9 protein-coding genes are annotated in these 7,981 nt (G+C 67.8%); 1 reads left to right on the top strand and 8 read right to left on the bottom strand.

The genetic code is table 11. The annotated features are described in order from the left end of the window. The coding region (locus RMN84_RS03060) for an argininosuccinate synthase (protein WP_309610736.1) at window positions 1-1,162 on the bottom strand (1,162 nt) is incomplete at its 3' end. Between the two features lie 120 nt (window positions 1,163-1,282). Between RMN84_RS03060 and RMN84_RS03055 the strand changes: the two genes are divergently transcribed. Beyond that, window positions 1,283-1,834, top strand: a complete 552-nt coding sequence (locus RMN84_RS03055; protein ID WP_309610735.1) for an EF-hand domain-containing protein — start codon at window positions 1,283-1,285, stop codon at window positions 1,832-1,834. Window positions 1,835-1,870: 36 nt separating this feature from the next. Here RMN84_RS03055 and RMN84_RS03050 read toward each other — a convergent pair whose 3' ends face one another. The 7 genes from RMN84_RS03050 to RMN84_RS03020 all read right to left on the bottom strand — a co-directional run. Next, window positions 1,871-3,097 carry a cyclopropane-fatty-acyl-phospholipid synthase family protein gene (locus RMN84_RS03050; protein ID WP_309610734.1) on the bottom strand — a complete coding sequence of 409 codons (1,227 nt, stop codon included), beginning with the start codon at window positions 3,095-3,097 and terminating at the stop codon, window positions 1,871-1,873. Window positions 3,098-3,164: 67 nt separating this feature from the next. Then, entirely contained in the window at window positions 3,165-4,379 is a 1,215-nt protein-coding gene (rlmN, locus tag RMN84_RS03045; protein ID WP_309610733.1) for a 23S rRNA (adenine(2503)-C(2))-methyltransferase RlmN, read from the bottom strand. A gap of 36 nt (window positions 4,380-4,415) precedes the next feature. Then, a complete protein-coding gene (locus tag RMN84_RS03040; protein WP_309610732.1) occupies window positions 4,416-4,868 on the bottom strand; it encodes a hypothetical protein in 453 nt (150 codons plus the stop codon). Then, on the bottom strand, window positions 4,865-5,341 hold the full coding sequence (locus tag RMN84_RS03035; RefSeq protein WP_309610731.1) for a prepilin peptidase: 477 nt from the start codon (window positions 5,339-5,341) through the stop codon (window positions 4,865-4,867). The genes RMN84_RS03040 and RMN84_RS03035 overlap by 4 nt, the downstream gene beginning before the upstream one ends. After that, on the bottom strand, window positions 5,338-6,144 hold the full coding sequence (locus RMN84_RS03030; RefSeq protein ID WP_309610730.1) for a tetratricopeptide repeat protein: 807 nt from the start codon (window positions 6,142-6,144) through the stop codon (window positions 5,338-5,340). The genes RMN84_RS03035 and RMN84_RS03030 overlap by 4 nt, the downstream gene beginning before the upstream one ends. Then, window positions 6,141-7,505 carry a LytR C-terminal domain-containing protein gene (locus RMN84_RS03025; protein WP_309610729.1) on the bottom strand — a complete coding sequence of 455 codons (1,365 nt, stop codon included), beginning with the start codon at window positions 7,503-7,505 and terminating at the stop codon, window positions 6,141-6,143. Before RMN84_RS03025 ends, RMN84_RS03030 begins: the two co-directional genes overlap by 4 nt. Before the next feature lie 14 nt (window positions 7,506-7,519). Then, window positions 7,520-7,981 (bottom strand): type II secretion system F family protein (locus RMN84_RS03020; protein WP_309610728.1); only part of this gene is annotated, 462 nt, incomplete at its 5' end.

The following is a 7,981-nucleotide window of genomic DNA, read 5'->3' as shown; positions in this document are numbered from 1 at the left end:
CCTCGGCGTCGCGCTGATCATAGGCGCCGGCGTCGTCTTCGAAGGTCACGACCTTCTCGCTGTAGAGGCTCATGGCTGAGCGGCGGCCAGTTATGTGCGTGCCGCCCTTATAGAGCTTCATCCTGACCTCGCCCTCGACCTTCGCCTGGCTATGGTCAATCGCGGCCTGGAGCATCTCGCGCTCGGGGCTGAACCAGAAGCCATTGTAGAGCAATTCCGCATAGCGCGGCATCAGCTCGTCCTTGAGGTGGGCGGCGCCGCGATCGAGGGTCAACTGCTCGATCGCGCGATGGGCGGCGTGGAGGATGGTGCCACCGGGCGTCTCGTACATACCGCGCGACTTCATCCCGACGAAGCGGTTTTCGACCAGGTCGAGGCGGCCGATGCCGTGGCGCTTGCCGAGCTCGTTGAGCCTGGTCAGCAGCATCGCCGGCGACAGCGTCTCGCCATTGACCGCAACCGCGTCGCCGCGCTTGAACTCGACGGTGATTTCCTCGGGCGTGTCGGGGGCGGACACGAGATCGTCGGTGCGCGAGTAAACATAGTCGGGGTCTTCCTGCCACGGGTCCTCGAGCACCTTGCCCTCGGACGAGGTGTGGAGAAGGTTGGCGTCGGTCGAGAAGGGGCTTTCGCCGCGCTTGTCTTTCGGCACCGGGATCTGGTGCTTCTCGGCAAAGTCGATCAGCGCGGTGCGGCTGGTCAGGTCCCATTCGCGCCACGGGGCTATGACCTTGATGTCGGGGGCGAGGGCGTAATAGCCGAGCTCGAAGCGGACCTGGTCGTTGCCCTTGCCGGTCGCGCCGTGGCTGACCGCGTCGGCGTCAACCAGCCGCGCAATCTCGACCTGGCGCTTGGCGATCAGCGGGCGGGCGATCGAGGTGCCGAGCAGGTAAAGGCCCTCATAGAGCGCGTTGGCGCGCATCATCGGGAAAACATAGTCGCCGACGAATTCCTCGCGCAGGTCGTCGATGAAGATATGCTCGGGCTTGACGCCCATCAGCTCGGCCTTGGCCCGCGCCGGTGCCAGCTCCTCGCCTTGACCAAGGTCGGCGGTGAAGGTGACGACCTCGCAGCCATAGGTCTGCTGCAGCCATTTGAGGATGACGCTGGTGTCGAGGCCGCCCGAATAGGCGAGGACGACGCGGCGCGGAGTGTCGACCATCGGCGTAGGATTCCCGTGAGAAGTGGACGCGCGGCCCCTGCCATCCCGGCGCGAACCATTCAAGCGCGATACAGAGTGCGGCAGTTAATCGCGCGCCATCAGATTTTTGGAGTCGACATCATGAAGAAGACTTATTTATTTGGGGCGCTGGCCGCCGGTACGCTGGTTTCCGTGCCGCTGATTGCCCATACGATGGGCGGCGATATGCACAATCGCACGCAACTGCGCACCGACGTCGCGGCGCATGTCCAGAAGATGTTCGCGATGACGGACAGCAACCACGACGGCGTGCTCGACCAGGCCGAGCTGGCGGCGAACGGCGGCAAGGACGGCGCTGCGCCCGAGGGCCATAGGCCGATGGACCGCAATGCGATGTTCGACATGATCGACAGCAACAAGGACGGCAGCATCAGCCGTGACGAATTCGCCAGCCATCATGACGGCATGGGCAAGATGGGCGGTCATCACGGCATGGGCGACCATCGGGGCGGCATGATGTCGCGAATGTTCGGGATGGCCGACGCCAATCACGACGGCAAGATGACGCTGGCCGAAGCGACCGCGATGGCGCTCCAGCATTTCGACAAGATGGACGCCAACCATGACGGCAAGGTCACGCCGGAAGAGCGCCAGGCCGGTCGGGCGCAGATGAAGCAGATGCGCGGGAATTGAATAAATGTGGGTCCGGCGAGCGCGCCGGGCCCATTCCTATTTGTCGAGCGCGCGATAGCGGGCTTCGGTCGCGGCCATATAATCGCGCGTGATCGGAACCGAGTGGCGTTCGCGGATATACTGGACCTGGTAATTGCAGGCCGCGCCACGTTCGAACATCACGATCCCGCCGGCGAGGTAATATTCCCACATGCGGAAAAAGCGCTCGTCGTACATGGCGACGATCTTCGCTTTGGCCCCCTCACACCGCTCGAGCCAGGCGCGCAGCGTGTAGGCGTAATGGAGGCGGAGCGTCTCGACGTCGCTGGCGATCAGGCGGACCTTCTCGCTCGCCGCCGCCATTTGCGACAGCGAGGGCAAGTGGTAGCCGGGGAAGACCCATTTGTCGGTGAACGGATCGGGCGAGCCCGCGCCGCCCAATTTGCCGATGGTGTGGAGCAGCATGACGCCGTCGCCCTTGAGCAGGCGGTGGCAGGTCTCGAAAAACTCGTCGTAATGCGCCGCGCCGACATGCTCGAACATCCCGACCGAGACGATGCGGTCATAGGTGCCGGTCAGCGCGCGATAGTCGATCAATTCAAACTTGACCTGGTCGGCGACGCCCGCCGCGGCGGCCCGCTCGCGCGCGACCCTGAGCTGTTCCTTCGAGAGGGTCACGCCGGTGACCGACACGCCCGCGACCTTGTTGAGATAGAGCGCCATCCCGCCCCAGCCGCAGCCGATGTCGAGGACGTGCTGGCCGGGTGAGAGGTGGAGCTTGGCGGCGATGTGGGCTTTCTTGTCGGCCTGCGCCTGCTCCAGGCTGTTGGCCGGGTCGTTGTAATAGGCGCAGCTATATTGGCGGTCGGAGTCGAGGAAGAGGTCGTAGAGATCGTCGCTGAGGTCGTAATGATGGGCGACATTCTGCTGCGCCCTGGCGGCCGGATTGCGGCGGAAGAGCGCGGCGATGTTGCCCATCTTGCCCTTTGACATCAGCTTGCGGCCCTGCCCGCCATCCTCCCATTTATTGGCGCCGACGATCAGCTCGAGCAGGTCGAGGATGCTGCCGTTGTCGATCGTCAGCCGGCCGTCCATATAGGCCTCGCCGAACGCGAGGCGCGGGTTGCGAGCGATTTGGAACCCGACGCGGCGGTCGGCGAAACGGACGATGATGGGGTCTTCGTCGCGATCGGGGCCGAAAGTCTCGGGCGGGCCATCGGCAACGATCAGCGTCAGCCGCCCGCGCTTGATCAATGTGCCGAGCAATTTACCGATCAATGACATGCTGTTGTTCCCACCCAATCGGGGCGCTGTGCCGAGGTCGCGAGCCCGGCGCAAGATGCGTAGTCGCTTAGGGCTGAGCTTCGAGCTCGGCCTGCTTTTCGTCGGCGAGCCGGTCGAGATCGGCGCGGCTGCGCTTCTCGGCGCTGGTCTTGAGCTGGCCGCACGCCGCGTCGATGTCGCGGCCGCGCGGGGTGCGGACCGGGGCGGAGATTCCGGCGGCGAAGACGATGCTCGAGAAGCTGCGAATCCGCTCGGGCGTCGAGCATTCATAGGCGGCGCCGGGCCACGGGTTGAACGGGATCAGATTGACCTTGGCCGGCAGGTCGTAATGGCGGATCAGGCGGACCAGTTCGCGCGCGTCGGCGTCGCTGTCGTTCTTGTCCCTGAGCATGACATATTCGAAGGTGATGCGGCGGGCATTGTTGGCACCGGGATAGTCGGCGCAGGCCTGAAGCAGCTCGTCGATGCCGTACTTGCGGTTGATCGGCACGATCTCGTCGCGCACGGCCTTGGTCACGGCGTGGAGCGACACGGCGAGGTTGACCCCGATCTCGGCCCCGGCGCGGGCCATCATCGGGACGACACCCGAGGTCGACAACGTGATGCGGCGCTTGCTCAGGCCGAGCCCGTCGCCGTCCATGACGATCTTCAGCGCATCGCGGACATTGTCGAAATTATAGAGCGGCTCGCCCATGCCCATCATGACGATGTTGGTCAGCATCCGCCCGTCCGGAGCGGACGGCCATTCGCCGAGCGCATCGCGGGCGAGCATGACCTGGCCGACGATCTCCGAAGGCTCGAGATTGCGGACGAGGCGCATCGTGCCGGTGTGGCAGAAGCGGCAGTTGAGGGTGCAGCCGACCTGGCTCGACACGCACAATGTCCCGCGATCGGCGTCGGGGATGAACACCATCTCATAGTCGTGGCCATCGTGCGTGCGGAGCAGCCATTTGCGCGTGCCGTCGGTCGAGACCTGCGCCTCGATCACTGCGGGGCGGGTGATGACGAAGCGTGACGCGATCCACGGCTGCTGGGCCTTGGCGATATCGGTCATTTGCGTGATGTCGCCGACGCCGCGATTGTAGATCCAGTGCCACAGCTGCTTGGCCCGCAGCTTGGCCTGCTTGGGTTCGAGCCCGGCGGTTTCGAGTGCGGTGCGGATCTGGTCCTTCGACAGGCCGATCAGCTCGACCCGGCCATCGGCGCGGGGCGTGAGCGGGCGCGCGACCGGGACGGGATCAATCGGGCCGGGAATCGGCATCAGGGAGGTGTCGGCGCTCATGCGAGGCGCTCCCTTAGCGATGATCGGCGGTTTTTTCTAGCGCTTGGCCGAACAGGCGGCGGCGGCGTCGATCGCTCCGGGTGCGCCCGCCAGCAGGTAGCGGTCGACGAAGCGACCACCGCCGGGCGAGCGGCCCTCGATCCGCATCCCGTCGGCCAAGCGCGCAGCGGCGATAATCGCGCCTTCCTGGGCGGGGCCACGGCTCCAGGCGAAGCGGTCGCTGGCGGCGAGCAGGAAGGGCTGGTCGCCGATGGTCAGCATGACCGTGCCGCCGGGGCGCAGCGGATGGCCGAGGCGGACGGCAAGCTGGCCGTGGCGCGCGCCACCTTTGTCAAAGGTGAAGCCGGCGTGGGCCTGGTCGGCGCGGTCGGGGGTGATGCGCTCGGCCCGGCTCGTGGCAGCGCAATTAGTGCCGCGATCGAAGGCTGCCCAATTGCCGTCGGCGTAGAGCGTGGTCGGGGCGGCGAGGAGCAGGAGTGCGGCGATCATCGCATCAGCGCCACGGTCGCGGCGACGCCGCCGGCGATGGCGATGCCATAGGGAATGCCGCCGCCTTTCTTGAGAATCGTCCAGCGGCCCGGCGCGGAGATCATCGGCCGGATCGAAAGCAGGACGATCGCGAGCAGCCCGCCCGCCAACGCAACCGCGACCAGCATCTTCCACCCGCCGCCAAAGTCGAACCACAAAGCGGAGCTGGCGAGCAGCTTGACGTCGCCGCCGCCGAGCAGGCCGGCACCGAACAGGAAGGTCCCGACGGCGAGCAGGGCGGCGAACATCACGCCGTTTTGCCACAGCGCGAGCGGAAAGCCAGCGAGGATAGCGGCGATGAGCGCACCCACGATGATCGCGACCGAGAAGAGGTTGGCGATGCGCATTCGCCAGCCATCCTCGATCGCGGCGGCGAGCAGGAAGAGGAATAGCGCGGCGACGAGCCACGGCGGGGCGCTGGCGGCCAAGTTCATCGCTGACCCTCGATCGCAGCGAGATTGGCGGCGGCACGCCCGTCCCAGCGGGAGCGCGCCCCGATCGCGCCGGTGAAGGCGGCGATGGCGCGGGCGCGGTCGCCAGTCATCGCGGCGGCGACCCCGGCGTCGTTGAGCCGCGCCGCCCACGCTTCGTCGCTCTCTTTGGCGGAGCGCAGCGGCAACGCAGTGGCCAGCGCTGCCCGGGCCAGCTGGAGGTTGTTGGTCATGCGCTTGGCGCTGGCGGCGGATGCGCTCCCGCCGAGCACCAGGCCGCGCGCCAGTTCGGCCTCGGCTTCGCGCCAGCGGCCGCGCAGAAGCAGCGACCAGCCGCGGTTGTTGGCGATCTCGGCACGATCCGGCGAGAGGTGTCGGGCGCGAGCGTAGGCGGCGTCGGCAAGCGGCCAGTCGCTGCGGTCGTCGGCGGCGGCACCGAGCGCATTCCACGCGCGCCAGCTGGCCCCGGGCAGCGTCGTCGCCGCGCGTAGCAGCGCGGTCGCCTCAGCGACCCGGCCGAGGCGGAGGGCTGAAATGCCGGCCTGCTCGGCGAACAGCGGAGTGGTCGGGTGGTTCATCAGCAAGCCGCGATTGAGCGCCAGCGCCTGCTCATCCTGGCCGCGCGCGAAGGCGAGTTGGGCGAGGAGCCGGTCGACGGGATCGCCGTTAGCGCCCGCGGCGACGGCCCGGCCAATCATGATCTGCGCCTGGTCGAGACGCCCGGCAACGAGCGCATGGTTCGCCTCGGCCAGGGCCGGCGCGAAATTCGTCGCCGCAACCGCTGCGGCGAAGGCCAGCAGGATCATCCCCGGGCCGCGTCCACCGAATCGCGGCCGAGCACCAGCATCAGCCGAGTGCCGCGGATGGTGCGGGGTGCGAATTTTAGCGACCGTGCCAGCGCCTTGGCGCGCGCCCACTGCAACGGCGGCGCGATAATCACCGAGCGTTCGCGAACACGCGGGGCGTCACCGACCAGCGCCTCGCGGACGCCATGCCCGGCGAGATAGCGGCGGGTGCGCGCGGCGAGACCCTGGACCCGGGCGGCGTTGAGCACCAGCAACACGCGCTCGCGGCCATCGATGCGCAGCGACTGCTGGTCGGCCAGCGGCGGCGCGAGCGAGGAGAATCGCACCGGCGTGGCGGCGCGGGCGAGGATGGCGGGCGGCATGGCCAGTGGTGTCGGTGCCGGCCGGGGCCGGATTGGCTGCCGAACGGGGGTGGTGACGAGTGCGACGTCGCCGAGGGTCAGCCGCTCGAGCCGCGGGCCGTAGCTGATCGCTGCGGGCATCGCGTCGGCCACGTCGACTGGGGCGACGAGTGGCGGATCGAAGCGCGCGGGTTCGACGGCGGGGGCTGCCGAAGCGACCACGGGTGCCGGGATAACGCGGGCAACGGTCGGGACCGCGACCGCCACCGGCGTTGGAGCCACGGCCACAACCGGTTCGATCACCGGACGCGGGGCCGGCGGCACGACCAGCGCTAGCAGTTGGGCCAGCGGAACCGACACGAGCTGCGGTGCGGGCATAGTGGTCGACGCTAGAATGACGGCCGGCGCCGTCGGCGCGAGCGGAACTTGCGATTCGATCGGGGCCGGGACGGGCGAAATGAGGGTAGGCGCGACCTCAACGAGCGTCACGGTCGCCTCGGCGCGGTCGCGAGCATCGGCGGCGGGCAGGGTGATGGTCGGCACAACGCGGGCGGCGGGCATTGCCACGGTGACGGCGGCAGGAGCGGCAGCGGCGAGCGGCGGCGCGGCGCGGGCGGCCATTTCGTGGCGCACCGCTGCGGCTTCGCTCGCCAGTCCCTGATGCTGGAGCGAGGCGGCGAACTGGCCGAGCACGCGTGTATCGGCCGGCGCGATCGCCAGCGCAGCTTCATATTGACCGCGCGACACGTCATAGCGGCCCATCGCGTCATAGCAGCCGGCCATGCCGACCAGCGCATCGACGCTGGCGGGATCGTCGCGCAGTGCCTTGCGGAAGGATTCGAGGGCGAGCGCGACATTGCCGAGCGCATACTGTCCGCGCGCTTCGGCGATACGGAAGCTGACGGGGCGGTCGCCCTGCGCCAGCACGGTCGGCAGGGGCCTGATCGCCAATCGACCGCTGCTCGCGCAGCCCGTCAGCAGCGTCAGCGCCACGGCCGTCATCGCCTTATTACCAAGCATCGCGAGATCCCCCCTTAGTGATTGCCCGCCAGCGCGGGCATCAGGATACGCACAGTGCGGATTACCGCCGGAAGCATCAGCACACCGATCATCACCGGCAACATGCAGGCGACCAGCGGGATCGACAGCAGCACCGGCAGGCGGTGCGCCTTTTCCTCGGCCCGCATCCGCCGTTTCTCGCGCATTTCCGACGCATAGACGCGCAATGTCTGGCCGATCGACGAGCCCAGCTTGGTCGACTGGATCAGCAGGGTCGCAAAGGCGCGGATTTCGTCGACCCCGGCGCGGTCGGCCATGCGGCGAAGGGCATCCTCACGGCTGCGCCCGGCGCGAAGCTCGAGCACTACCGAGCCGAGCTGCTCGGCGAGGAGCGGATGCGAGCGGGTCATTTCCTGGCCAACCCTGGCAAAGGCCGCCTCCAGTCCCAGACCGGCCTCGACGCACACGAGCATCAGGTCGAGGGCATCGGGAAAGGC

It is taken from the genome of Sphingomonas sp., from assembly GCF_031380695.1.
Lineage (GTDB): Bacteria > Pseudomonadota > Alphaproteobacteria > Sphingomonadales > Sphingomonadaceae > Sphingomicrobium.
The sequence above is the reverse complement of the archived record's forward strand: the minus strand, read 5'-3'. Positions and strand labels throughout refer to the sequence as shown.

Coding starts and splice junctions, on each gene's coding strand:
- RMN84_RS03025 (WP_309610729.1), bottom strand. CDS start 7,505: ATGCTTGGTAATAAGGCGATGACGGCCGTGGCGCTGACGCTGCTGACG.
- rlmN (WP_309610733.1), bottom strand. CDS start 4,379: ATGAGCGCCGACACCTCCCTGATGCCGATTCCCGGCCCGATTGATCCC.
- RMN84_RS03055 (WP_309610735.1), top strand. CDS start 1,283: ATGAAGAAGACTTATTTATTTGGGGCGCTGGCCGCCGGTACGCTGGTT.
- RMN84_RS03035 (WP_309610731.1), bottom strand. CDS start 5,341: ATGAACTTGGCCGCCAGCGCCCCGCCGTGGCTCGTCGCCGCGCTATTC.
- RMN84_RS03030 (WP_309610730.1), bottom strand. CDS start 6,144: ATGATCCTGCTGGCCTTCGCCGCAGCGGTTGCGGCGACGAATTTCGCG.
- RMN84_RS03050 (WP_309610734.1), bottom strand. CDS start 3,097: ATGTCATTGATCGGTAAATTGCTCGGCACATTGATCAAGCGCGGGCGG.
- RMN84_RS03040 (WP_309610732.1), bottom strand. CDS start 4,868: ATGATCGCCGCACTCCTGCTCCTCGCCGCCCCGACCACGCTCTACGCC.